Origin of the sequence: Streptosporangium amethystogenes (assembly GCF_000721075.1) — a bacterium.
GTDB lineage: Bacteria > Actinomycetota > Actinomycetes > Streptosporangiales > Streptosporangiaceae > Streptosporangium > Streptosporangium amethystogenes.
The window spans coordinates 24,846-47,984 of record NZ_JOEQ01000010.1; the positions used below are offsets into that span (position 1 = coordinate 24,846).

The window sequence follows — 23,139 nt, forward strand, 5'->3', positions numbered from 1 at the left end:
TCGCCCACCAGGAGGAATTCCCCCTTATGAACCGACCCGAGCTTCCCGCGACCGGCACCGGCCTGCTGGTACTGCACGCCCTGCGCTGCGGCGGCAGTGCCGGCCTCACCCGCCTGGCCAGGGCCACGGGTCTCGGTGAATCCGATGTCGAGTCCGAGCTGATCGACCTCGCGGTCGCCGGTCTCGTCACGCACATGGCCGGCGAATTCGGCGGGTGGAGTCTGTCGGACACCGGCCGGGTCGTGGACGCCGAACGGATCACCGACGAGCTGGAGTCGGCCGGTGCCCGCGCCGCCGTGACCGCGGCGTTCGACGGCTTTCTCGTGCTCAACCCGGAGTTGCTCGACCTGTGCACGGCATGGCAACTCCGATCCGTCGACGGTGTCACGACCGCCAACGACCACGGCGACCCCTCCTACGACGCCCGGGTCCTCGCCCGATTCGCCGAGTTCGACCGGCGCGCCGCCGTCGTCGGCGCCGAGCTGTCCGCGGCGTTGCCTCGATTCGGCCGCTACCGAACCCGCCTCACCGAAGCCCTCGATCTCGCCACCTCCGGCGCGTTGGAGTACGTGGCCGACGGCACCGCGTCGTACCACGCCGTGTGGGCCGAGCTTCACGAGGACCTGCTCGCCACCCTTGGGATCCCCCGATGGGTATGAGATGGATTCGCCCGCTCTCCACGCGGGTCGAGGAGACGGCGGAGACGCTGGGCGGCAAGGCACACGGCCTGGTGGTCCTGCGCCGTCTCGGGTTGCCGGTGCCGGCCGGGTTCGTCGTCACCACCCAGGCATGTCGCGCGTTCCTGCGTGACGGGCGTCTTCCCGACGGACTCGACGACGAACTCGCGGCGGCCGTCACCGACCTCGAAGCCGCCACCGGGCGCCACTTCGGGGGATCACAGGTGCCGTTGGCGGTGTCCGTTCGCTCCGGGGCCGGGGTGTCGATGCCCGGCATGATGAACACGATCCTCAACCTCGGCCTCACGACCGGAGCCACGGCCGGGTTGGCGGCCGAGACGGGCGACTCGCGGTTCGCGCTGGATTCGCGGCTGCGGTTCCTGTCCAGCTTCACCGCCGCGATCACCGACCTGGACGTAGGGCGGGGAGCCGGCGACGAGACACCGATCCGGCGACGAGGTGACCGGCCGATTCCGGACGACGCGTCCCGGCAGTTGGAGCTGGCGGTCAGGGCCGTGTTCTCGTCATGGGACACACCGCGCGCCCGAACCTACCGCGAACTGCATGACATCCCGCACGACCTCGGCACGGCCGCGATCGTACAGACGATGGTGTTCGGGAACCGCGATGACCACAGCGGCACCGGAGTCGCGTTCAGCCGGGACCCCAACACCGGGGAGAACGTCCCGTTCGGCGAAGTCCTGTTCGGACACCAGGGCGAAGACGTCGTCTCCGGCAGATCGTTGACCCGGCCCCTGCACGAACTCGCCGACCGGGAACCGGCGGTATGGACCGGCCTCCTCGACGCCCTGGGCCGGGTCGAGGGGCACTACCGCGACGCGTGCTACGTCGAGTTCACCTTCCAGGCCGGGGAGCTGTGGATTCTGCAGGTCCGACCTGGCCGGTTCGTCGGGGGGGCCGCCGTCCGCGTGGCGGCCGAGCTCGCCGACGAGCGCGTGATCGGACGTCACGAGGCGCTGCTCAGGATCTCACCGCGGCATCTCCAGCACGTCCGTACACCCCGGATAGTGGCAACCGCCGACATCCTGGCCCGAGGGCTGGGCGCCTGTCCCGGTGTCGCGGTCGGCAGGGTGGCGACCACGGCCGACCGAGCGGTGCGGATGGCCGCGGACGGCCCGGTCATCCTGGTACGGCCGGAGACCTCCCCGCACGACATGCGCGGCCTGGCGGTCGCCGCCGGAATCGTCACCGCCCGTGGCGGGCCGGCCAGCCACGCCGCGGTCGTCGCACGAGCGATGGGAAAACCCGCCGTCGTGGGGGTCGGCGACCTCGTCGTTGACGTCGCCGGCGCCTCGGTGCGAGCCGGTGGGCGCACCATCGGTGAGGGCACCCTCGTCACCATCGACGGGACCGGTGGCGAGGTCGCCCTCGGCAGCCCCCGTACCGTCACGACCGCGGCCGACGTCCACCTGCGTCGCCTCCTCGAATGGGCCGACGACGTATCGGGCGACCACTCCGAACGCGACGAGACCCGGCGCCTCGACGCCGCCCATGCCGTACTCCGTCACGACTAGGGCCGGTACGGACTTCGAATCCACAAGATGGCTCCGCGGAGGCCGACCTCGCGGGGCAAACGCTGCCCGATGCCTGCTCCGGTCCGGCCTTTCACGGTGACGGGCGCGTCAGGACAGCCTCGAAAAGCGCTCAGCGGCGCCCCAGGATCACTCGTCACCGGACGAGGGGCGGTCCTGGTTGATCTACGGCTTTCCGCCACACCGCCACTCAGGGCCGCACGCCGGACCCGAACCCCGTCCACCGCAGGTCAGCCGGGAGGTGACCCATGTCGTTGTACAACAGCACCGTCGGTGCCACGCCGTCGCGATACTCGATCGCCGTCAGCGCCGTGTTTCCGCAGTTCAGCCCCAGCCACCGCGCCGGTGGCGCGTCGAGGGCGTGCCGCACCAGCCAGGCCACCGGATAGGCGTGGGTGACCAGGACCTCGTGGGTCTCGGTTTCGGCGGGGCGCGCGAACCTGTCGATCAGCGCGTCCGCGAGGGCCGCGCCCGCAGCGGCTTCCGCGGCGTCGTACCCATCGAAGAACCCCGCCCACGCGGGGGGCATCTCGTCCGGCACGTGCGGCACGTGGTCGACCAGCTCGGCCGCTTCCCGCACCGCGACGCCCGGCAGGTATCCACCGACGATCCGGGCGGAGCGCACCGCCCGGGGAAGGGGCGAATGCCACACCGCGTCGACCGGCAGGGCCGCGAGGCGCTCCCCGACCAGTTCCGACTGCCACCGCCCGACCTCGGTCAACTCGCCAAATGGGTCCGCCGCGCCGTGCCGAATCACGTACAGGTGCCGAGTCGCCATTGTCAGCCCCCGGGTCTCAGGTCCATACCGCATGGCAGGAGCCGACGCTCGTCCCCGGCGCGGGCCCGCTCGGAAGGTTCGAGCACAGCGCACCCCTGGTAAGTCGAACCATCACTGTTCCTCCCCTGGCCAACCCGAACAAGATACTCACAAAATCCAAATGGTAACAACATTCGAATAGGCGAGACCGGGGCAACGCGGACAAGCCAGGCGCTGTAGCGTCGCAACGCTACGTCCGGTGAGTGCGCCGGAGCATCTTCCGGCCAGGGCCGACAGGATCCGGTCGAAGACCTGGGATCAGTCAGGCCCCACCGGGAAGTGCTCGTCCACATCACCTCTGTCAGTCACCGGTGAAGTCGGGTTGGCGTCCTTCCTGGATCGAGGCGAAGCCTTCGCGGAGGTCCTGGGTGCCGAACATCAGTTGGTAGCCCCGGCGTTCCAGGGCGATGCCGGCTTCGAAGGAGGCGTCCAGGCCGAGGCGTACGACCTCCTTGATCTGCCGTACGGCCAGGCGCGGGCGGGAGGCGATCAGCGCGGCCAGTTCAACGGCCCGGCCGATGGCGTTTCCTTCCACCACCTCGGAGACGTAGCCGAGCCGGTGGGCGTCGGCCGCGCTCAGGGGGGCTCCGGTGAGAAGGGCGTACATCGCGTTCTGCCGTCCGATGGTGCGGGGCAGACGCTGGGTCGCGCCGCCGCCGGGTACCAGGCCGATGGTGACCTCGGTCTGCGCGAAGCGCGCGTTCTCCGCCGCGATGACGAAGTCGCACTGGAGGATGAACTCGTTGCCACCGCCGAACGCGTCTCCGTTCACGGCGGCGATCACCGGCTTGCCGCTGTACCAGAACGCCTGGTGGGTGTAGGCGCGGATCGCGCCCACCACGTCGCGGTCGGCCTGTTCGTTCAGGTCGGCGCCGACGGCGAAGACGGTGTCGCCGCCGGTCAGGACGATCGCGCCGATGTCGTCGTCCCTGTTGAGGGAGTCGATGGCGGCGGCGAGCAGCTCACGTACCTCGGTGTTGAGCGCGTTCCGCACCTCCGGCCGGTTGAGCCGGACGATCGCGACGCCGTCGCGGGGCTTTTCGATCTCGACAACTGCCATGGTGGCCTTTCGGTCGGCCCGATCGCGGGCGGAGGGAGGTCAGCGGTGGGACTCGAAGGTGTCCATGTTCGGGTTGTTCCTAAGCTTTCCGAAGATCTCGGAACCGCCATTGATCCAGTACGGGGACTCGGGCGCACCGGTCGCGCCGTCGAGGTCGGTGACGCCGATGAAGCAGATCATGAACCAGATCAGCTCCGCCGCGAACATCTCCGGGTGCTCGCGCGGGATCCGCCCGCCGACCCGCCGAGTCCACTCGGTCATGGCCGTGTCCAGGTCGATCCGGAAGCCCAGCGTGATGTCGGGGAGATCCGTGTCGTGGAAGGTCACCAGAAGCCGGTCCTTGTCCTCCTCCTTCGCGTATGTCACCCCTTCGAAAGTGAACGCGGGCCAGAAGGGCCGGTCGTGGAGGTACTCGTCCTCGGTCGGCGGGTGCGAGGTGCGGCGGTTGGTGCGGTAGCGGTCGCTCAGCAGCGACCACATGTGGCCCCGGATCACCCCGAACAGCGCGGTGTCCTCGGTCTGACCGCCGTCATGTGCGTGCGTCGTGCCGTCCTTGGCGGGATTGCCGTTCACGTTGCGTACGCTCCCTCGGTCGTCATTCCTTCGGACTGGATACGCGCCTTCATCCGCATCACCGCACGCGGCGCGTTGACCCCGGCCGCGGCGACGACCCGGCCCTTTCGGAAGTAGGTCACGAACGGGTGCCCGCCCGCCCCGGCCGTCTCGACATGGACCTCGTCGTGGTCGCGCGCGTGGCCGACCATCTGGTACTTGAGCCCGTACTGGTCGGACCAGAAGTACGGCACGTCCGCGAACGCCGGGGGCTCCCGGCCCTGCTGCCCGGCCTGCCAGCTCTCGACGGCGTGCCGTGCCTGGGCCGACGCGTTGCTCCAGTGCTCGACCCGCATCCGGCGCCCGAACAGGGGGTGCCTCCAGTTGGCGACGTCCCCGGCCGCGAAGATGTTCGGCCGCGCGGTGCGCAGGGCCTCGTCGCAGCCGAGGCCGTCGGAGAGGTCGAGCCCGCTGCCGTCCAGCCAGTCGCAGGCGGTCACCGCGCCGAGCCCGAGAACGACCAGATCGGCCGTGGTCTCCCCGCCATCGTCAAAGGTCAGGACGGCCGGGCCGTCCGGGCCGTCCGCCGACAGGCCGGTGACGGTCGTCAACAGCCGGGTCGTGACGCCGTGGGCGCGGTGCCGGTCCAGGCAGAACCGCCCCAGCTCGGCACCGAACACGGGCTCCATCGGCAGCCGCCCCTGCACGACCAGTTCCACCGGCAGTCCGCAGGACCGCAACGACGCGGCCATCTCACTGCCGATCAGGCCCGCGCCGACGACCACCGTGCGCGGCCGCCCGGCCAGCCGCTCCTTGATCCGCTCGGCGTCGGCGAGGGTTCGCAGGCAGTGGACCCCTGGCAGCCCCGCGAACCCCTGCGGTACGCGGGCACGCATGCCGGTGCAGACGAACAGGGCGTCGAAGGGGATCCATTCGCCGTCGGACGACTCCCCTCCGGCCTCCGTCTCACGGGTGACCAGCACCCGGTCGGCGTCCGGGTCGAGCCGCGCGCACACCGCGCGGTCCGCGATCCGCAGCCGCAGGCCGTACTCCTGGGCCGGCAGGCGGATCCCGTCGGGGGTGACCTTGCCCTGGATGAGTTCCTTGGACAGGGCGGGCCTGGAGTACGGGGCCACGCCTTCGGGTCCCCGTACCCAGACGACTTCGCCGGTGAAGCCGCGCCGGTCGAGTTCGGCGACCACCGTGTGCCCGGCGAGCGAGCCGCCGGCCACCACGATGGTCTTTGAGGTGTTGCCCGCCACGGTCGTTCATTCCTCCAGGGTCAGGGCGAGGACCGGGCAGGAGGTGACCGACTGCCGGACCTGGGCGTGGATTGCCGGGTCGTCGGGGATCTCGTCCACGATGTGCAGCGTCAGGTCGTCGTCGATGTCGAAGACCTCGGGGGCGATGCCCATGCACACGCCGTTGCCGTCGCACAGGTTGCGATCAACAGTGAGTTTCATGTCGTGTCCTCATACAAGTTTTCAGAGGGTGGCCGAGGGCTTGAGGGCGCTGTCGGCCAGGTCCACGTAGTCCTGGTAGCGCTTCAGCAGCCACTGGTTGAACTGGAGGAGCGACTCCTCCTGGTAGGAGTAGCGGCCGGGACGGCGGAAGCGGGAGCGCATGCCCTTCTGCAGGGAGGCGTCCGAGCTGGCGTCCTGCAGATGGAAGAGGACGAGACCATCCTGGGCGATCTTGTAGAGCTGCTCGAAGCGGGGGTGCTTGGTGGACTCCTCCGGATACAGGTGGCCGATGCGCAGGTTCATGTGCTCGGGCCCGTCCGGCAGGACGAGGTAGTAGAACAGGCCCTCCGGCACCGCCCCGAAGCCCAGGTTCGGCGGGATCGAGGCGAAGATGACCTGGTTGCGTTCCTTCTCGGTGAGCGTCGGGATCACCGGGAGCAGGGCCTTGGTGGTCGGGTTGAAGCCGGCGTCGGGGTGGTAGAAGCCGGTCGGGTGGTAGATCGCGCCCTCGTCGGGGCTGATGTCGACGAAGCTGGTCAGCCTGACGTGCGCGAAGTCGTGCAGCATGCCGTGGAGATAGGCGCTGTGGTATGGCTCGATGCCGTTCTCCAACTGGGACTTCCAGTTCCAGTTGTTGTCGCGCAGCTCGGCCACCGGCATGCTCAGCATCTCGCCGATGTGGTAGTTCTCCAGCTCGGCGGTCAGCTTGGTGAGCGTGGGCGCGAGCGGCTTCGCGTCCGGGTCGAGGTTGGTGAAGACGAAGCCGTTCCAGATCTCGACCCGGTGCGAGGGCAGGTAGGCCTCTCCCTTCAGGTTCTTGAGGCCGATGGTGTCGTTCATGGACGGCGCCGCGATGAGGTTGCCGTCCAGGCCGTAGGTCCAGGCGTGGAAGGGACAGCGGAAGAGCTTGCCGGTGTTCCCCGACCCCTCGCACACCAGGTGGGCCCGGTGCGCGCAGATCGGAGAGAGCACCCGGATCTCCATGTCCTTGCCGCGGACCATCATCAGGGGTTCGTTGCCCATGTCAACGCGCACGAAGTCGCCGGGCTTCGGGATCTCGTCGACGCGGCCGAGGCACAGCCACTGCCGCATGAAGATGGCCTCCTGCTCGAAGGCGTAGAACTCCGGATCGACATAGCACTCGCGGGGAAGGTTCCATCCGGTGGCCATGTCGCGGGAGCCCTCTTCGATGACCTTGAGGATCCGCCGGAGGTTCGTTGAAACGGGCGCCTGACCCATGATGGTGGTGCTCCTTAGGACTTCTGCGATACGTGTGGAATGACGCCGGGCATGGGAGTCACACCGTGCTCTTGGTGCTCTCCTGGGCGTCGGGACTTTCGGTGGCCTGGGTGGCCGGTGTGCTCTCGCGGACCAGCAGGTGGTTGAAGAGCAGGTTGAGCAGCAACGCCACCAGCACGGTGGCCGTGATGGCGCTGCCGAGGATGAACTGCGCGTCCTGGTGGAAGTTCTGGTAGATGGCGGGCACCACGACCGGCAGCATGCCGACGCCGAGAGCGACGGCGACGATGAGCAGGTTCTGGTTGCCCTCGAAGTCGACCTTCTGCAGCATCTGGATGCCCACGGCCGCCGTCATCGCGAACATCACCAGGCCGGCGCCGCCGATCACGGGCCCGGGCAGGCTGGCGACGACCTCGCCGAGCTTGGGAATGGCTCCCATGATCACCAGCAGTACGCCGGTGACCGTGATGACGTAACGGCTTTTGACCTTGGTAAGGCTGATCAGCCCGACGTTCTGCCCGAACGTGGAGTCCGGCACGGAGTTCATGAACCCGGCGAGCATGGCGGCGAGGCCGTCGGTGGCCAGCCCGCGGGCCATATCCCTGTCGGTGACCTTCTTGCCGACGGCGTCGCCGATGGCGAGGACGCACGCGGTCATCTCGCTGAAGACCACGACCATGGCCACGCACATCGCGATGATCGGGACGACCCGGAATTCCGGCGCGCCGAAATGCAGTGGCGTGGAGAAGCCGAACCACTTGGCACCGGCCACGGACGAGAAGTCGCCAAGACCCATGGACCAGGCGATCACCGCCCCGATGACAAGGCCGAAGAGCACCGAGACGTTGCGGGCGAACCCCTTGAACAGGCGGTTCACCAACACGATGATCACCACGACGGTGAAGGCCAGCAGGATGTACCGCGCGCTCGCGTAGTCCGCCGCGGCCGGATCGGAGCCGATGATCAGATCGGCGCTGACCTTGATCAGCGAGAGCCCGATGATCGTGATCACACAACCGGTGACCAGGCTCGGGAAGAACCTCAGCACCTTGGAGAACGGCCAGGCGATCAGGATCCCGAAGACGCCGGCCACGATCATCGAGCCGTACATGGTCGGCAGGCCGTACTCGGAGCCGATCAGGATCATCGGGGTGAGGAAGGTGAACGAGGCACCCGCGACCACCGGCATCCGGATGCCGAAGAAGCGGGTCAGGCCGACACTTTGGATGATGGTGGCGATGCCGGCCACCAGCAGGTCGGCGTTGACGATCAGTGCGATGGTGTGCGTGTCGAGCTTCAGCACCGCGCCCAGCACGAGCGGAACGGCCACGCAGCCCGCATACATGATCAACATGTGTTGCAGGCCGAAGAAGAACAGTTGGGGGATGGGCAGGACTTCGTCTACCGGGTGGCGATTCGAAGTCGCTGGCTTGGGTGCGCGGACGGTAGGTGACACGGCGGTCTCCTGGGCACTGAGTGAAACGCGCCCTGGTCCCTCCGGCGGCGTCGACAAGGCCAAGATCCGGAGTTATGGGCGGGCGTATGCAATACCTGCCTGAGCAGGAGTCCTCGTTACTCCGACGGTCGAGGTCACCCGTCGAAGATCCGGTTCAGTGAGTATCCGGTAGTGCGGTATATGGAGATTAAGGGCGTCCCATATCAGTGTCAACGACTTGTTTTCCTGCGGATCGCTTCTTAGGATCCTGTATACCGTATCCCTGATTCGACCCTTTGAGCGGAGACACAGTGCAGCCGACCGCCCGGCGGATAGGCATGATCACCCCGTCTTCCAACACCGTTGTGGAGCCCGTGACCGGTGAACTGCTGACCTCCCGGCAGGACGTCTCGGTCCACGTCACCCGGCTCCGGGTGACGAGCATCAGCCTCGATCCCGCCGACACCGGCCAGTTCGGCCAGGACTCCTTCACCGACGCCGCACGCCTCCTCGGCGACGCCCGCGTCGATGTCGTCGCCTGGAACGGCACCTCGGGCTCGTGGCTCGGCCCCGGCCGGGACGAACACCTGTGCCGGGCCATGGAGCAGGTCACGGACACTCCCGCGACGACCTCGACGCTGGCCGTCCTGGAGGCGCTGCGGACCTTCGAGGTCCGGCGCCTGGGCCTGCTCACGCCGTACACGCGGGACGTCGGTGACGCCATCGCCGCGCACTACGCGGACCACGGCTTCCCCGTGCACGCGGCCCGCCACTTCGGCCGCACCACCAACTACGACTTCGCGCTGACCACGAGCGCGGAACTGGACGGAGCCTTCGACGAGCTCGCCGCCGCGGACTGCGACGCCGTCGCGGTGGTGTGCACCAACCTGCGCGCCGCCCACCTCGCCGCGGGCTGGGAGAGCCGGACCGGCGTCCTGGTGGTCGACAGTGTCGCGGCGACGCTGTGGCAGACCCTCGGACTGGCCGGAGACACGACGCCGATCACCGGATACGGCCGGCTGCTCGCCGGCCCACCCGCAACCTCCAGGCAGAGATGAGGCACACCATGGCCAAGGAAATCAAGATTCTCATCGGGGTCGACGTCGACGCCGTCGCCGGCTGGCTCGGCTCCTACGGCGGCGAGGACTCGCCGAACGACATCCAGCGCGGGGTGTTCGCCGGCGAGGTCGGCACCCCGCGTCTGCTCCAGCTCTTCGAGCGGTACGACCTGCGGACCACCTGGTTCATCCCGGGCCACTCCATCGAGACCTTCCCCACCGAGATGGCGGCCGTCGCCGACGCGGGGCACGAGATCGGGGCGCACGGCTACTCCCACGAGAACCCCATCGACATGTCCCCGGAGCAGGAGCGGGACGTGCTCGGCCGTTGCGTCGAGCTGATCCGGCGCCTGTGGGGACGCCCGCCGCGCGGTTACGTCGCCCCCTGGTGGGAGATGAGCCGCGACACCCCGGCTCTCCTCAAGGAGTACGGCTTCTCCTACGGCCACTCGCAGAACTACAACGACTTCCATCCCTTCTACGCCCGGGTTGGCGACGAATGGACGAAGATCGACTACAACCGCCGGGCCGAGGACTGGATGAAGCCCCTCCAGCACGGCACCGAGGTGGACCTCGTGGAGTTCTGCGGCAACTGGTACGTCGACGACCTGCCGCCGATGATGTTCGTCAAAAAGTCCCCCAACAGCCACGGCTTCGTCAGCCCCCGCGACGTCGAGCAGCTGTGGCGCGACCAGTTCGACTGGGTCTACCGCGAGTTCGACTACGGGGTGTTCCCGGTGACACTGCACCCCGACGTGTCCGGGCGGCCCCAGGTGTTACTGATGCTGGAACGGCTCTTCGAGAGCTGGCTCGACCTGCCCGGCGTCGAGTTCACCACCTTCGACACGGCGGCCGACGACTTCCGGCGGCGCTATCCTTTCGAGGGCACCGAGCGGCCGGCACCGGTCGGCGACGGTCCGGGATCGAGACGGAAGACCGGGGGGACGGCCCTGTGAGCAGGCAGGCGGACGCGTCGGGTTCGTTCGACATCGACGCCGACTACAAGCCGCTCAGGGACCGCGTCCGCGACGAGCTGCGCCAGCGCATCATCGACGACGTCTACCCTGCCGGCACGCGGCTCGTCGAGACCGAGATCGCGGCCCAGCTCGGGGTCTCCCGGCTGCCGGTGCGCGAGGCGATCCGGGCGCTGGAAAGCGAGGGGTTCGTCAAGACGATCCCCCGGCGCGGCGCGGTCGTCGTGGAGCTTTCGGCACAGGACATCGAGGAGCTGTTCGACGTACGCGAGACGCTGGAGGTCCTGGCCAGCCGGCAGGCCGCGACCCGGGCCACCAAGGCCGAGCTGCGGCGCGTACGAGGCATACTCGCCCGTGGCCGCAAGGCGCTCGACACCGGTGACCGGGTCGCGCTCGGCAAGGCCAACGAGGCGTTCCACGACGAGATCCTGAAACTGTCGCACAACAGCCTGCTCCAGACCGTGCTGGAGCCCCTGCAGGGCCGCCTGCACTGGCTGCTGCGGCAGACCGGCGACCCGTACGACCTGTTCGAGGAGCATTCCGCGTGGTTCGAGGCGATCGCCTCGGGCTCGGCCGATCTCGCCGCCGAACACGCGCGCAGGCACGCCCGGCTGAACCGCGAGATCGTACGGACGCTCCTGGCCGAGCGGCAGCAGCAGGCCCCGCCGGCCTAGAAAGCCTCCGCGACTTCCACGTCACTCCGGCGAGCGCCGGCTGAGCCTCACCACGTACCGCGACTCGGTGGACGAGTCGTCCCCGCCTCACCCGTCGCCCGGCGACGCCGTGATCTCTTTTTCGCCTTCCCACCGACCAGGAGCACCACCATGTCCGATCCCACGCGGTCCGATCCCACGCGGGCGACCCTCGACGCCCTGAACGGCACCGACGTCCATCTGCGTCACGTCTGCAAGGCACGCGACGCCACCGACCGAATCGGGCCTCGGCGATTCCTGCACGCCGGGCCGCCGATCGAACTCGCCGACATCCCCGGGCCTATGCGGGGCGCGATCATCGCGGGTCTGCTGCTGGAACGGGAGGCCGGGTCGGCCGCCGAGGCCGAGGCGATCATCGACCGCGGTGAGGTGAGCATCAGCCCCTGTCACGACGCGAACGCCGTCGGGGCGATGGCCGGGATCATCACGCCGAACACCCCCGTCGTGGTAGCCGAGACCGCGGACGGCGGCATCAGAACGTTCTCCCCCCTGAACGAGGGCGTCGGCGGGGCCATGCGCTACGGGTCGTACGACGAGGTGACCCTGGCACGGCTGCGGTGGCTCGGCGACGTGCTCGCCCCGGCCCTCGACGCGGCCCTTCAGCACTCCGACCCCCTCGACCTGCTCGCCCTGGTGGCCGAAGGGCTGCGGCGCGGCGACGACTGCCACAACCGGCTGGTCGCGACCAGCGCGACCCTGCTGGTGACGCTCGCCCCCGGCCTGCTGCACGCCCCCTTCGACCGGGGGGACATCGCGAAGGTGGTCTCGTTCATCGCCGGCAACGGGCACTTCGCGCTGCCCTTCGCGATCTCCGCCGCCAAGGCGGTCACGCTGGCCGCCGGCGGGATCCCCGGCAGCCCGATCGTGACGGCCATGGCGAGCAACGGAAGGGAGTTCGGCATCCGCGTCAGCGGGCTCGGCGACCGCTGGTTCACCGTGCCCGCCCCGATCGGCGACCCGGTCCTGCTGGAAGGGGCGACCCTCGACGATGTCACCCCGACCATGGGCGACTCGATGATCTCCGAGACCGCCGGCTTCGGCGCCTTCGCGATGACCGCGGCACCGGCGATCATGTCCTTCGTCGGCGGTGACATGGCCAGGGCTCAGGAGATCACCCGGAGCATGCGGGACGTGTGCGCCGGGACCAGCGGGCGTTTCCTCATCCCGGCCGAGGACTTCCGGGGCACGCCGCTCGGCATCGACGTGCACAGGGTGCGCGCCACCGGCATCGAGCCCGTCATCAACAACGGCCTCGCGCACCGGGAACCGGGACGCGGCCGGGTCGGCGCCGGAATCACCCCGATTCCGGTGGAGCCGTTCGCCGCGGCGAGCCGGGCGCTGGAGGAGACCGTTCCCGAACGGGTCGGCGCGGCGGACGGACAGGGGCGCCACGCGTGAGCGATACGAGCATTCCCATCTTCACACCCGCCGAGCTCGCCGCCGTCGCCGGCCGATGGGGCCTCGACCCCGGCCTGGTGGACCGGCTCGGCCCCGCGATCGACCGGATGCGCGACACCTACGGCCGCGTGCGGGAGCTGGCCGCCGAAGGGCGTCCCCCCGAACCGCCGCCCATCGCGGTCACCCGGGTCCCGCGCGGCCCGGACGATCCGCACGGCGCCTGGCTCTACCGGATCGACGACCCCGGGCGTCCGGGGAACGGGCCGCTCGCCGGGCGGACGGTGACCGTCAAGGAGTCGATCGCGGTGCGTGGAGTGCCGATGACCCTGGGCAGCCGCCTCATGGCCGGCTTCGTCCCCGGGTCCGACTCGGCGGTCGTCGGCCGGGTGCGAGACGCCGGAGGGGTCGTCGTCGGCACGTCGGTCTGTGAGGACCTGTGCTACTCCGGGTCGAGCTTCACCAGCGCGCACGGACCCGTCGGCAACCCCTGGGATCCGCGTCGCTCGGCCGGCGGCTCCTCCAGTGGCGCCGCGGTCCTGGTGGCGACCGGGCAGGCCGACTACGGCATCGGCACCGACCACGGCGGCTCGGTCCGCAACCCCGCCGCCTGGTGCGGCGTCTTCGGTCTCAAACCGACGTACGGGATCGTCGAGTACGACGGCGCGATGCCGACCGAGCGCACGCTGGACCACATCGGCGTGCTCACCCGGAGCGCCGCCGACCTGGTCGCCTTCCTGGAGGCGGCCGCGGCGCCCCCGGGTGGGGAGCACGAGTCGTACACCGGCCAGTACGCCCGCGAGATCACCGGGCTGCGCGCCGGAATCCTCACCGAGGGATTCGGCTGGCCCGGCCGCTCCGACCCGCGTCTCGACGACCAGGTCCGCGAGTCCGCATGGGCGCTGGAACGGCTGGGGCTGACCGTGTCGGAGGTGTCGGTGCCGCTGCACCGGTACGGCAGGGACATCCACCTGCCCATCTCGATCGAGGGCGGCCTCACCACCGTCTTCGAGTCCCGTCTCCAGGGCAACAACCACTTCGGGCCCTACCACCCGAACTTCGGGGAGACCTTCGGCGAGGCGCTCGCCCGCCGCCCCGAGGACATACCGGTCGGAGGGGTACTGGCGCTCGTCGGCGCCACACTGCTGCGGGACGCCACCCACGGCAAGGTCATGGCGTACGCGCAGCAACTGCGGGTGCGGCTGCGCGAGCAGGTCGGTCGCGCGCTGCGCGAGGTGGACCTGCTCGTCCTGCCGAGCGTCCCGATGCCGCCTCACCCGCTTCCGGCCGACCCGCGCGAGGCGGTGATCGGCACCGACCTCCCCTTCGAGATGCACGACAACAACTGCGTGTTCAACCTCACCGGGCATCCGGCGCTCAGCGTCCCGTGCGGGTTCGTGGACGGACTGCCGGTCGGCATGCTCCTCGTCGGACGACCCGGCACGGACGCGCGACTGGTCCGCGTCGCGGCCGAGTTCGAGGAGCGCGTCTTCCGCTGCCCCCCACCCCCGCGTCACGACCCGGACGCGGGCCTTCCCACCGCGAGGAGCGGACGATGACCGAGCCGGCACTGAACTTCTTCGGCGAACCCCTCGAATCCTGCGGCTTCGACCCGATCACCGGATACCGCCGCGACGGCTACTGCTACACCGGCCCCGACAACCCCAAGGGGCACACCGTCTGCGCGATCGTCGACGAACGCTTCATCGCTTTCCAGACCACGGCCGACAACGACATCGCCACTCCCCGGCCCGACCTCGCCTTCCCCGGGCTGAAGCCGGGTGACCACTGGTGCGTCATCGCGTCGAAGTGGTACGAGGCGTACCTGGCCGGCCGCGCCTGCCCGGTGAACCTCGCGGCGACCAACATCCGGGCGCTGGAGGTGATTCCGCGTGCGGCGCTGCTGGAGTACGGGGTCGACCCGCGTACCACGGCCCCGGACGACGGCCGGAACACCTCACCGTGAGCCGCTGGAACGCGCTGCGCGCCTACACGGCCCTGCCCGCCACCACCGGGTCCTGGTTCCTGGCGGTCACGCTGATCGGCCGTATCCCCGCGACCATGGGGCAGCTGGGCTCGCTGCTGCTGGTCAGCGGGGCCACGGGCTCCCTCACGCTCGGCGGCGCCACGGCCTCCGCCTTCGCCGCGGGGCAAGCGGTCGGCGGGCCGCTCGTCGGGCGAACGGCGGACCGGTACGGGCACCGGCCGGCCGGGCTGGCCGCGGCACTGCTGCACACGGCGGCCCTCGTCCTGCTCGTGGTGTGCGTGGTGCGGGGCATGCCCACGTGGGCGGCGCTGGTGTCGTCGGTGGTCGCGGGCTTCTCGGTGCCGCAGGTCGGCCCGCTGTCCCGGGCCCGCTGGACCGCGCTGGCCCACCGGGGACGGCTGCCCATGAATCGCTTCCCCGCGGCGATGAGCTTCGAGGGAACGGGCGACGAGTTCGCGTTCGTCCTTGGGCCCGCGCTGGTCGGCGTCATCGCGACGGCGACCTCGCCCCCCACGGCGGTGCTCGTGGCGGCAGGGCTCACCGCCACGATGTGCGTGGCGTTCGCCCTGCATCCCACGGCCGCCGCGGTCACCAGGGGTGGGCGTCGGGACGGGAGCGCCGCGGCCCCGGTGCTGCGCGGCCCCGTGTTCCTCCTCGCCGCCGGGCTGACCGGACTTGGCTGCTACTTCGGCTCGGTGCAGGCCGGCGTCACCTGGCGCGCGGTCGACGCCGGTGCCGACGGGGCCGCCGGGCTGATCTACGCGATACTCGGGCTGAGCAGCGCCCTCGCCGGCGTACTCGTCCCGATGCTGCCCGCGTCCTTCACACTGGCCCGCCGGCTCCAGGCGGGCTTCGTCCTGCTGGCCGTTCTCACCGTGCCTCTCGCGATCGTCGGCGGGCTGCACATCGGCGGTCTCTGGCCACTGGGCCTGCTGATCGTGCTGCCCGGTGTCACCATCGCACCGATCCTCGTCACCGCCTACACCCAGGGAGAGATGACGGTCCCGGTGGAGAGGATCTCATGGGTCATGACCTTGCTCACCTCCTCCGTCGTCGTCGGCTACGCCGTCGGCGCGCTGTTGTCGGGCACCCTCGCCGACCGTTACGGCCCGCTCGTCGCCTTCCTGATCGCGCTCGCCGCGGCCGGCATCGGCATCATGGCCAGCACCCTCGGCCGACGCCGTCTGGCACTGCTGCGCCCCGGGTAGCCTCATCCCACCCCACACCCCGAAGTGCTCGAATAAGCATTAACAGGGTGATATCCGGCATTCAGCTTGATCCAACAGGGTATCGGTAACAAGCCCTAGGATCATGAGGATGCGGATCGATCTGGTGGCGGTTGTCGTGGAGGACTACGACCGGGCCATCGAGTTCTTCACCAACGCCCTGGGTTTCGAGCTGGCCGCGGACTCGCCGTCGTTGACCAACGACGGCCGTCCGAAGCGGTGGGTCGTGGTCCGGCCGCCGGGGGGTGAGACCGGCATCCTGCTCGCCCGCGCGGACGGGGAGCGCCAGGCCGCCGTCGTCGGGGAGCAGTTCGCCGGGCGGGTGGGGTTCTTCCTGCGGGTGGACGTGGCCGAACCCCCGGCCACCGCCGGCGCCTGCTTCCCCTCCCCCGACGCACGCACCTCACGCTGCTGGGCGCGGGCGCCGCCACCGTAGCCGAGATCGCCGCGTCGGCAGCCGGCTGTCTGGATCCATGACGCTTTCGAGGCGGTTCGGACCCCTCTCTGGGGCGCGCCCGCCGGACGGACGGGTGGTCAGCTCCAGTCCCACTTGTGACCCCAGTAGCTGTCGGCGGTGATCTCCTCGGCGGTGTAGGAGGTCTCGTCGACGAGCATGCCCTCGCAGCCGACCTCGAGGTCCCAGCGGCCGGGGGTGCGCACGTAGAAGGAGACCATCTTGTCGTTGGTGTGCCGGCCCAGCGTCGAGGAGAGGTGGTAGCCGCCCGCCGTGACGCGGTCGAGTGCCCGGCCGACCTCATCGAGAGTTTCACACTCGACCATGATGTGCACCAGCGCCGGCGCCTTGAGGTCCGGGGTCGGCAGGATCGCCAGGCTGTGGTGCCGGGCGTTAACGCCCATGAACCGCAACCGGATCGGGCCGTACTCGGGCGGCGTCTGAAGGCGGAACGCCCCGCGGGGCAGGAAGCCGAGGGTTTCGGCGTAGAACCGGTGGTCGCCCTCCAGATCGCTCACCGGCACCACCACGTGGCCCATGCCGAGCCGCCCGGCGACGAAGCGGTTGCCGAACTTCGTCGCGATCGGGCTGTGGTCCAGTGCGGGACCGTGGAAGACCTCCAGTGGAGTCCCACCCGGGCTTTGGAAGGCGATCCCCGCCTCGACCCGGCGGGCCTCGGCGTCCTCCAGCGACAGCGGCTTCGTCGCGATGCCCGCCGCCTCGACGGCCGACTGCACGCGCCGCAGCGCCAGGTGGTCGCGGACCTCCCACCCGATGGCCTCCACCCGGTCCTCCTCGCCGGGCAGCAGCACGATGCGGGCGTGCCGCTCGTCCATGCGCAGGTACAGAGCGTCGGATTCCGGCCCGGTGCCTTCGGCGAATCCGATCGTGTCGAGGGCGAACGTGCGCCACGCGTCCAGGTCCGTGGCCCGGACGCGCACGTAACCCAGCGAGCTGATGTCGGTCATGCCCATCTCTCCTGAATCGATTGAAGTGTTGGTCGAGATCGTCCGCGGGGATCAGATCAGCGCGCGCAGCGCGCCCTGCGGCTCGACACCCATCTGGGTCAGTGCCGTCGCGTGGTAGGTGTTGCCGGGAATGTGGATGGCGTGCTGCAACCCGACGTGCGCGTCGCGCCAGAACCGCTGCATCGGGTTGTTGCGGCGCACCGCGTTGCCGCCGGATCGCGCGAAGATCTCATCGACCGCCGACACCGCCCGCCACGCGCAGCGAACCTGGTTGCGCCGGACCACGGCCCGATCCGCGAAAGTGATCGGCTTTCCGGAGTCGGCGAGGTCGTAGAGCCGGCTGATGCCGTCCAGTAGTTGCAGCCGCGCGGACTGGATGTCGGACGCGGCCTCGGAGATCGCGTACAGCGTGTACGGGTCGTCCTTCACCTTCGCGCCGGAGGCCGTCACCCGGTCCCGCTGGTAGTCCAGGTGGGTGGCGAGCACGCCCTCGCAGATACCGATCACCGCCGAGGTGATGCCCAGGGGGAACATCGACCAGAACGGCAGCCTGTACACCGTCTCGGTCCGGCCGGCCCGCTCGGCCGCGACCTCGCCCTCGGCGACCTCCGCGGCGTCGATCGTCCGGTAGGCGGGGATGAACGCGCCGTCGACGATGATGTCCTTGCTCCCGGTCCCGCGCAGTCCGATGACGTCCCAGGAGTCCTCGACGATCGTGTAGTCGGAGCGGGGCAGCACCACGTGCAGTCCCTTCATCGGCTGCGCCGGCTTGCCCTCGGCGTCTCCGAGCAGCGCGCCGAGGAAGATCCAGTCGCAGTGGTCGGTGCCCGAGGAGAACTGCCAGTGGCCCTTGAGGATGTACCCGCCGTCGGTCGGCGTCGCCACCCCGCTGGGCATGTACGGCGAAGCGATCCACGTGTTCGGATCGGAGCCCCACACCTCCTCCTGCAGCCGGCGGTCGCACAACGCCATCTCCCACGGGTGCACTCCACCGACCCCGCACACCCAGCCCGTTGAGCCGCACGCCTTCGCCACCGCCATCACCGCCTCGGCGAAGTCCCGGGGATGCGCCGCGTATCCACCGAAATCGGTCGGCTGCAGCAGCCGCATCACTCCGGTCTCGCGGATCAGCTTCACGCTCTCGTCGGACAGCTTGCCCAGGCGCTCGGTCTCGTCCGCGACCGCGGCCAGCCGACCGGCGATCTCCTCTACTCGGGAAACAACTTCATGCGCCATCAAGGCACCTCCGGACTGAATCTGAGAGGGGTCGCAATCCGCCGTTTCTGTGGCGGCTCGCTGACGCTAAGCCGCTTTCGACCACCAGGTCACGGCACATCCCGCTGGCCGGGACTGCGCGAGGGGGTACGGCGGGCGGGCCCGTCGTCCGCGGCGGGAATGTGTCGGCGCGCACCGCACGGCGTCGGGAAAAACGGAGATCAGCGGCCGTGGGCGAGTGGTGGCCCGGGCAGCGCCGACAGCCATGTCCCGCTCACCGGGACGTGGCAGCGGACGGGTTCTGGGCGTGGTGACGGGGCGGGAACCGGCCCGGTCACCGTTTTCCGGAGTACGGCGCGAGGAGCAGCCGCACGCCCAGCCGAATGTCGGCCTCCGCCCTCGACAGCGTCGTCTGGCCCCCGAGGGTCGAGACCAGCACACCCCACCAGCAGTGCGTGAGCAGCCGCACCAGGCTCAGATCCTGTCCGTTCGACTCCTCCGCCCCGATGATGCGCAGAAGAATGCGGCCGAGCCCGGACTCCGTCGGTTTGACCTCGTCCATCGTCACCGCCACATATATGGCGTTGGTGGCCTGGAACATCGCGGCGGCCAGTATCGGCCGCAGCAGCAGATGGCGGCTCAGCCCCACCAGGATGTCGGTGACCCGGTCGACGAGGTCCTCGTCCTCACCGGGCCGCCAGCTTTCGTGGAAGGCGCTGATCTCCGCCTGAAAGACCGCGGCGAACAGCGCGTTCTTGGAGGGAAAGTACCGATACAGGGTCGCGATCGCCACGTCGGCGTCCTTGGCGACCTCGTGCATCTGCACCACGTCGATTCTCTTGCAGGCGCCGAGCGCGGCAGCGGCGTCCAGAATGCGCTTTTGCCGGGCGATCTGGCTCTTCGAGGTCGGTGACGCCGGAGCCCGTGCTTCGGCGATTCTCGCCACGAATCCCCCTTGTCTGCTCTGTCTACTCCCGTGTGAACCGTGGGCGAATGCCGATTTCAGGATATCGGCCACCCAACGAACGTGGGCTCCACCGCGTCATCGGAGTGGAGCCCACGTCTTCAGCGCCCCTTCGTGCCGAGTGGTCGGCGGGGGCGGCCTCGTCAGCCGTCTCAGAGATCGGGAATCGGGATGACCCCGAGGCGGACGGAGTTCTCGATGCTGTCGCGCAGTCTCGTGCAGGTCGGGACGACACCCTGGTCGGTGTGCCGGCTCAGCTCGACGCACTGATCGGTCTCTGTGGTCCACTGGACGAGCGTGTGCGCCAGGCTGTGCTTCTTGACCAGGACGCACGAGCCGCAACTGCTGCAGGACACGGGGCGCACGGAACATCTCCTCGGTTGCGATCACTGACGTTCTTGACGGTGGTGGCGCGTCGTCGCGAGGCGCCACCACCGGCCCGTCCCGGCCGATCGGCCGGGACGGGCTAGGCCCGTTTTCCGCATGTGCCGCATCGTTGCAGGTCAGCAGCTATATCTGATCCAATGCCGCGGGTAATCACCCCAGGTCGATCGGGGTCACGTACGTCCTCGACGTCGACGTAGAACTGGTCGTACCAGCGGCGCAGCTGGTAGACCGGGCCGTCCTCCTCGCACAGCAGCGGATTGTCGACCTTGGCCTTGTTCTTCCAGATCTCCACATCCTGCAGGAAACCCGTCTCCACGCCGGCCGCGAAGCCTGCCGCCATCGCCTGCGCCTCGTCGTCGGAGACGCCCTGGGGCTTCTTGACCATCGCGCCCCACTGGAGCACGAAGCTGGTCGGCGACACCGGGTAGTGGCAGTTGATCAGGACGGACTCGATCGTCTGCCCCGCCACGGTGTGCCACAGGTAGTCGATCATGTACGACGGGCCGTAGTACGCCGCCTCCGAACGCCCGTCGGTCCTGTCACCGGAGTAGTTCGTACCGACCTGGATATCCGGACGGGGCCGGCTGTTCATGTACTGCGCGGCGACGTGCCCTTCGAAGACGTTCTTGAAGTACGTCGGGAACGCGAAGTGGATGTAGAAGAAGTGGGCCATGTCGACCACGTTGTCGACGATCTCCCGGCAGTTGGAGCCCTCGATTTTGATCCGGTTCCACGTCCAGGAGGTCCACTCCGACGTGTCCACACCGGCGATCTCCGGGATCGTCACCTCCGGCGGGGGCGGGTTGCCCTGTGGGTCGTGCCAGACGTACAGCTGCGCGTTGCGCTCCAGGGCCAGCCATGTCCTGGTGCGTGCCCGCGGCGGCACCCGGCGGGCGTACGGGATGCCGGTGCACCGGCCGTTGCCCGCCCAGCGCCAGTCGTGGAAGGGACAGGCGATCGCGTCGCCCTTGACCTCCCCCTGGCTGAGGTCGCCGCCCATGTGAGGGCAGTAGGCGTTGAGGACGTTCAGCTTGCCGGTGCTGTCGGCGAACACCACCAGCTTGGTGCCGAATGCCTCGACCTTGTGTGGTTTGCCGCCCCTGAACTCGTTCGCCAGGCCCAGACAGTGCCAGCCTCGTGCATAACGCGCCGGAGGTGGGGCCGCCTCGATCACACGAATCTCGTCGTCACCGGCAGTTTGTATCGACGTCATGAAGTCTCCCTTGCCGTCCAATGCGCCCGGGCCGAATCTCCCTGTCCGCGGGATCCTCATCATGCGAAGCCGACGGTGTGCGACACCGCCCCTTTCCCACTGACCGGGACCTCGTTTCGCAAGTCATGGCAACGCGTTCCGCGAAACACCGGTCTCCGGTCTCCTGTCTCTCGTCGAGATCGAGCGGTGAGAAAGCCCGTCCCGCTCGCCGGGAGGACGAGTTGTGGGGCATCCCGGGCACCGACACCGTGGGATCGACCGATTCGGGCGAAGGAAATCACCCGATCCGGGCGAACGAAGGAGACCGAAGGCCGATATGACCACTCACCAGATCTTGACCGGGCCCGGCAGCGGGGATTCGACACGCGCTCCGGACCCGGCCCCCACCGTGGTGAAGCACCCGTTGCGGGTGGTCCTCGTCGTCGCCTTCGCGACCCTGGTGACCACGCTCAACCAGACACTGGTCGTCCCTGTCCTGCCCGAACTGCCCGGCCGCCTGGGGGTCACGCCCTCCGTCGCCACCTGGCTGGTCACCGCGACGGTCATCGCCGGCGCGGTGTCACACCCGGTGCTGGGCAGGCTGGGCGACCAGTTCGGGATGCGCAGGATGATGATCGTGGCGCTCGGCACGATGATCCTCGGGTCCCTGATGTGCGTGATGAGCGACAACATCGGCGTCCTCATCGCCGGGCGGACGCTCCAGGGGGTCTCCAGTGCGACGATCCCGCTCGGGATGAGCCTGGTGGGGGTGGTCCTGGAGCCAAACCGCCGCGCCTCCGCCATCGCCTCCGTCAGCGCGATGATGGGGATCGGCGGCGCGCTCGGGCTGCCGACCGCCGGGCTGGTCTCCCGGCTGTGGGGCTTCCACGGGCTGTTCGCCGTCTCGGCGGTCGCGGGTGCGGTCGCGGTGGCCGCCCTGCTGCTGGCGGTCCCGGCGCCTCCCCGGCGCGAGCGCACACAGCGGATCGACCTCCTCGGCGCGGTGCTGCTCACCTGCTTCATCGTCACCCTGCTGGTCGGGCTCGACCGCGGTGGCGAGTGGGGTTGGACGAACGCGCTGACCATCGCGTCCTTCCTCGCGGCGCTGGTGTCCGGGTGCCTGCTGACCCTGGTGGAGCTTCGCCGCCATGCTCCGCTCATCGACCTCAGAGCGGCGTTGAGCCGCTCCTCCGCCACGATCAACGGGGGGTCGATCCTGATTGGTTTCGCGCTGTTCGCGAACTTCCTCGGGATCGTCGGACGTCTCCAGGCGCCGGTGTCGACCGGTTACGGGCACGGGCTGTCGGTGTTGATGACCGGTCTATGCCTGCTGCCCGGAGGGCTGCTGTCGGCGGTGGTGGCGCCGCTGTCGGCCAGGCTGAGCGCGATCGTCACCCCACGGGTGACGATCGCGCTGGGCTGTGCGGTCTCCACCGCCGGGTTCGCGGCCCAGATCCCGCTGGGACACGGATCGCTGTGGGTGCTCGTCTGCGTGATCGCCGTTGTCTCGGCCGGCAACTCCATGGTCCTGGCGAACCTGCCCGCACTGATCCTTCAGGTCACGCCGGAGGCGAACATCGGCGTCGCGAACGGGCTCAACTCGCTGGCCCGCGCCGTCGGCATGTCGGTGAGCAGCGCGGTGTTCGGCATCGTCACGACGATTCCCGTCGGCGCCGCGTTCGTACCGCGCGGCTCCTACGACGCGTTCACCGCCGCCGGCGCTGCCGCGGCGCTGGTGGCCCTCGTCCTGTTCCTGCTGCAGCGCCCCCTTCGCACCGCCACGGCCCGGTGAGAAAAGAGCAGCCGCTCC

23 protein-coding genes are annotated in these 23,139 nt (G+C 69.4%); 11 read left to right on the top strand and 12 right to left on the bottom strand.

Annotation, left to right across the window (positions count from 1 at the left end; translation table 11 throughout):
- Nucleotides 1–26: 26 nt before the first annotated feature.
- Together IG98_RS0116065 and IG98_RS0116070 are read left to right on the top strand one after the other, a co-directional pair.
- On the top strand, nucleotides 27–659 hold the full coding sequence (locus tag IG98_RS0116065) for a hypothetical protein (protein WP_030912361.1): 633 nt from the start codon (nucleotides 27–29) through the stop codon (nucleotides 657–659).
- Nucleotides 650–2,212: a pyruvate, phosphate dikinase gene (locus IG98_RS0116070; RefSeq protein ID WP_245651584.1), complete on the top strand. Its 1,563-nt coding sequence runs from the start codon at nucleotides 650–652 to the stop codon at nucleotides 2,210–2,212. The genes IG98_RS0116065 and IG98_RS0116070 overlap by 10 nt, the downstream gene beginning before the upstream one ends.
- Before the next feature lie 208 nt (nucleotides 2,213–2,420).
- Here IG98_RS0116070 and IG98_RS0116075 read toward each other — a convergent pair whose 3' ends face one another.
- The 7 genes from IG98_RS0116075 to IG98_RS0116105 form a co-directional block, all read right to left on the bottom strand.
- Nucleotides 2,421–3,008: a histidine phosphatase family protein gene (locus tag IG98_RS0116075; RefSeq protein ID WP_030912366.1), complete on the bottom strand. Its 588-nt coding sequence runs from the start codon at nucleotides 3,006–3,008 to the stop codon at nucleotides 2,421–2,423.
- 340 nt (nucleotides 3,009–3,348) lie between these two features.
- Complete coding sequence (locus IG98_RS0116080; RefSeq protein WP_030912369.1) at nucleotides 3,349–4,107, bottom strand: enoyl-CoA hydratase-related protein; 759 nt, start codon at nucleotides 4,105–4,107, stop codon at nucleotides 3,349–3,351.
- A gap of 39 nt (nucleotides 4,108–4,146) precedes the next feature.
- Nucleotides 4,147–4,680, bottom strand: coding sequence for a hypothetical protein (locus IG98_RS0116085; RefSeq protein ID WP_030912372.1), 534 nt, complete (start codon nucleotides 4,678–4,680; stop codon nucleotides 4,147–4,149).
- Nucleotides 4,677–5,921 carry an NAD(P)/FAD-dependent oxidoreductase gene (locus IG98_RS0116090; protein WP_051752185.1) on the bottom strand — a complete coding sequence of 415 codons (1,245 nt, stop codon included), beginning with the start codon at nucleotides 5,919–5,921 and terminating at the stop codon, nucleotides 4,677–4,679. The genes IG98_RS0116085 and IG98_RS0116090 overlap by 4 nt, the downstream gene beginning before the upstream one ends.
- Nucleotides 5,922–5,927: 6 nt before the next feature.
- Entirely contained in the window at nucleotides 5,928–6,122 is a 195-nt protein-coding gene (locus IG98_RS0116095; RefSeq protein WP_030912378.1) for a ferredoxin, read from the bottom strand.
- A gap of 21 nt (nucleotides 6,123–6,143) precedes the next feature.
- Nucleotides 6,144–7,361, bottom strand: coding sequence for an aromatic ring-hydroxylating oxygenase subunit alpha (locus tag IG98_RS0116100; RefSeq protein ID WP_051752187.1), 1,218 nt, complete (start codon nucleotides 7,359–7,361; stop codon nucleotides 6,144–6,146).
- 58 nt (nucleotides 7,362–7,419) lie between these two features.
- Nucleotides 7,420–8,817 carry a nucleobase:cation symporter-2 family protein gene (locus IG98_RS0116105; protein ID WP_051752188.1) on the bottom strand — a complete coding sequence of 466 codons (1,398 nt, stop codon included), beginning with the start codon at nucleotides 8,815–8,817 and terminating at the stop codon, nucleotides 7,420–7,422.
- A gap of 317 nt (nucleotides 8,818–9,134) precedes the next feature.
- Here IG98_RS0116105 and IG98_RS0116110 point away from each other — a divergent pair, with 317 nt between their 5' ends.
- From IG98_RS0116110 to IG98_RS0116145, 8 genes are all read left to right on the top strand, one after another.
- Complete coding sequence (locus IG98_RS0116110; protein WP_037970512.1) at nucleotides 9,135–9,854, top strand: maleate cis-trans isomerase family protein; 720 nt, start codon at nucleotides 9,135–9,137, stop codon at nucleotides 9,852–9,854.
- A gap of 8 nt (nucleotides 9,855–9,862) precedes the next feature.
- Nucleotides 9,863–10,810, top strand: coding sequence for a polysaccharide deacetylase family protein (locus tag IG98_RS0116115; RefSeq protein WP_051752190.1), 948 nt, complete (start codon nucleotides 9,863–9,865; stop codon nucleotides 10,808–10,810).
- Complete coding sequence (locus IG98_RS0116120) at nucleotides 10,807–11,502, top strand: GntR family transcriptional regulator (RefSeq protein WP_211264000.1); 696 nt, start codon at nucleotides 10,807–10,809, stop codon at nucleotides 11,500–11,502. Before IG98_RS0116115 ends, IG98_RS0116120 begins: the two co-directional genes overlap by 4 nt.
- 150 nt (nucleotides 11,503–11,652) lie before the next feature.
- Nucleotides 11,653–12,939, top strand: coding sequence for a YlbE family protein (locus IG98_RS0116125; protein WP_051752191.1), 1,287 nt, complete (start codon nucleotides 11,653–11,655; stop codon nucleotides 12,937–12,939).
- Nucleotides 12,936–14,495, top strand: a complete 1,560-nt coding sequence (locus IG98_RS0116130) for an amidase family protein (protein ID WP_051752193.1) — start codon at nucleotides 12,936–12,938, stop codon at nucleotides 14,493–14,495. The genes IG98_RS0116125 and IG98_RS0116130 overlap by 4 nt, the downstream gene beginning before the upstream one ends.
- Nucleotides 14,492–14,902: a DUF2237 family protein gene (locus tag IG98_RS0116135; protein ID WP_051752195.1), complete on the top strand. Its 411-nt coding sequence runs from the start codon at nucleotides 14,492–14,494 to the stop codon at nucleotides 14,900–14,902. Before IG98_RS0116130 ends, IG98_RS0116135 begins: the two co-directional genes overlap by 4 nt.
- Nucleotides 14,899–16,131 carry an MFS transporter gene (locus IG98_RS0116140; protein WP_051752197.1) on the top strand — a complete coding sequence of 411 codons (1,233 nt, stop codon included), beginning with the start codon at nucleotides 14,899–14,901 and terminating at the stop codon, nucleotides 16,129–16,131. The genes IG98_RS0116135 and IG98_RS0116140 overlap by 4 nt, the downstream gene beginning before the upstream one ends.
- A gap of 109 nt (nucleotides 16,132–16,240) precedes the next feature.
- Entirely contained in the window at nucleotides 16,241–16,585 is a 345-nt protein-coding gene (locus IG98_RS0116145; RefSeq protein ID WP_084195394.1) for a VOC family protein, read from the top strand.
- 98 nt (nucleotides 16,586–16,683) lie between these two features.
- On the opposite strand, the gene IG98_RS0116150 is transcribed toward IG98_RS0116145, so the two are convergent.
- The 5 genes from IG98_RS0116150 to IG98_RS0116170 form a co-directional block, all read right to left on the bottom strand.
- Entirely contained in the window at nucleotides 16,684–17,571 is an 888-nt protein-coding gene (locus tag IG98_RS0116150; protein ID WP_030912411.1) for a VOC family protein, read from the bottom strand.
- A gap of 51 nt (nucleotides 17,572–17,622) precedes the next feature.
- Nucleotides 17,623–18,807, bottom strand: coding sequence for an acyl-CoA dehydrogenase family protein (locus IG98_RS0116155; RefSeq protein WP_030912413.1), 1,185 nt, complete (start codon nucleotides 18,805–18,807; stop codon nucleotides 17,623–17,625).
- Nucleotides 18,808–19,120: 313 nt separating this feature from the next.
- A complete protein-coding gene (locus IG98_RS0116160) occupies nucleotides 19,121–19,732 on the bottom strand; it encodes a TetR/AcrR family transcriptional regulator (RefSeq protein WP_030912415.1) in 612 nt (203 codons plus the stop codon).
- A gap of 170 nt (nucleotides 19,733–19,902) precedes the next feature.
- Complete coding sequence (locus IG98_RS0116165) at nucleotides 19,903–20,115, bottom strand: hypothetical protein (protein WP_037970515.1); 213 nt, start codon at nucleotides 20,113–20,115, stop codon at nucleotides 19,903–19,905.
- A 101-nt stretch (nucleotides 20,116–20,216) separates the two neighbouring features.
- The gene (locus IG98_RS0116170; protein ID WP_084195413.1) at nucleotides 20,217–21,350 is read right to left on the bottom strand and encodes a 3-ketosteroid-9-alpha-monooxygenase, oxygenase component; all 1,134 of its coding nucleotides are present in this window, start codon (nucleotides 21,348–21,350) and stop codon (nucleotides 20,217–20,219) included.
- 316 nt (nucleotides 21,351–21,666) lie between these two features.
- Between IG98_RS0116170 and IG98_RS0116175 the strand changes: the two genes are divergently transcribed.
- Complete coding sequence (locus IG98_RS0116175; RefSeq protein ID WP_051752199.1) at nucleotides 21,667–23,121, top strand: MFS transporter; 1,455 nt, start codon at nucleotides 21,667–21,669, stop codon at nucleotides 23,119–23,121.
- The last annotated feature ends 18 nt before the right edge of the window (nucleotides 23,122–23,139 follow it).

Bases quoted from the DNA above. Each gene is read 5' to 3' on its own strand.
- IG98_RS0116110 (WP_037970512.1), top strand. From the start codon at position 9,135: ATGATCACCCCGTCTTCCAACACCGTTGTGGAGCCCGTGACCGGTGAA.
- IG98_RS0116070 (WP_245651584.1), top strand. From the start codon at position 650: ATGGGTATGAGATGGATTCGCCCGCTCTCCACGCGGGTCGAGGAGACG.
- IG98_RS0116080 (WP_030912369.1), bottom strand. From the start codon at position 4,107: ATGGCAGTTGTCGAGATCGAAAAGCCCCGCGACGGCGTCGCGATCGTC.
- IG98_RS0116145 (WP_084195394.1), top strand. From the start codon at position 16,241: ATGCGGATCGATCTGGTGGCGGTTGTCGTGGAGGACTACGACCGGGCC.
- IG98_RS0116125 (WP_051752191.1), top strand. From the start codon at position 11,653: ATGTCCGATCCCACGCGGTCCGATCCCACGCGGGCGACCCTCGACGCC.
- IG98_RS0116155 (WP_030912413.1), bottom strand. From the start codon at position 18,807: ATGGCGCATGAAGTTGTTTCCCGAGTAGAGGAGATCGCCGGTCGGCTG.
- IG98_RS0116170 (WP_084195413.1), bottom strand. From the start codon at position 21,350: ATGACGTCGATACAAACTGCCGGTGACGACGAGATTCGTGTGATCGAG.
- IG98_RS0116135 (WP_051752195.1), top strand. From the start codon at position 14,492: ATGACCGAGCCGGCACTGAACTTCTTCGGCGAACCCCTCGAATCCTGC.
- IG98_RS0116100 (WP_051752187.1), bottom strand. From the start codon at position 7,361: ATGGGTCAGGCGCCCGTTTCAACGAACCTCCGGCGGATCCTCAAGGTC.
- IG98_RS0116075 (WP_030912366.1), bottom strand. From the start codon at position 3,008: ATGGCGACTCGGCACCTGTACGTGATTCGGCACGGCGCGGCGGACCCA.
- IG98_RS0116065 (WP_030912361.1), top strand. From the start codon at position 27: ATGAACCGACCCGAGCTTCCCGCGACCGGCACCGGCCTGCTGGTACTG.
- IG98_RS0116175 (WP_051752199.1), top strand. From the start codon at position 21,667: ATGACCACTCACCAGATCTTGACCGGGCCCGGCAGCGGGGATTCGACA.
- IG98_RS0116095 (WP_030912378.1), bottom strand. From the start codon at position 6,122: ATGAAACTCACTGTTGATCGCAACCTGTGCGACGGCAACGGCGTGTGC.
- IG98_RS0116115 (WP_051752190.1), top strand. From the start codon at position 9,863: ATGGCCAAGGAAATCAAGATTCTCATCGGGGTCGACGTCGACGCCGTC.
- IG98_RS0116150 (WP_030912411.1), bottom strand. From the start codon at position 17,571: ATGACCGACATCAGCTCGCTGGGTTACGTGCGCGTCCGGGCCACGGAC.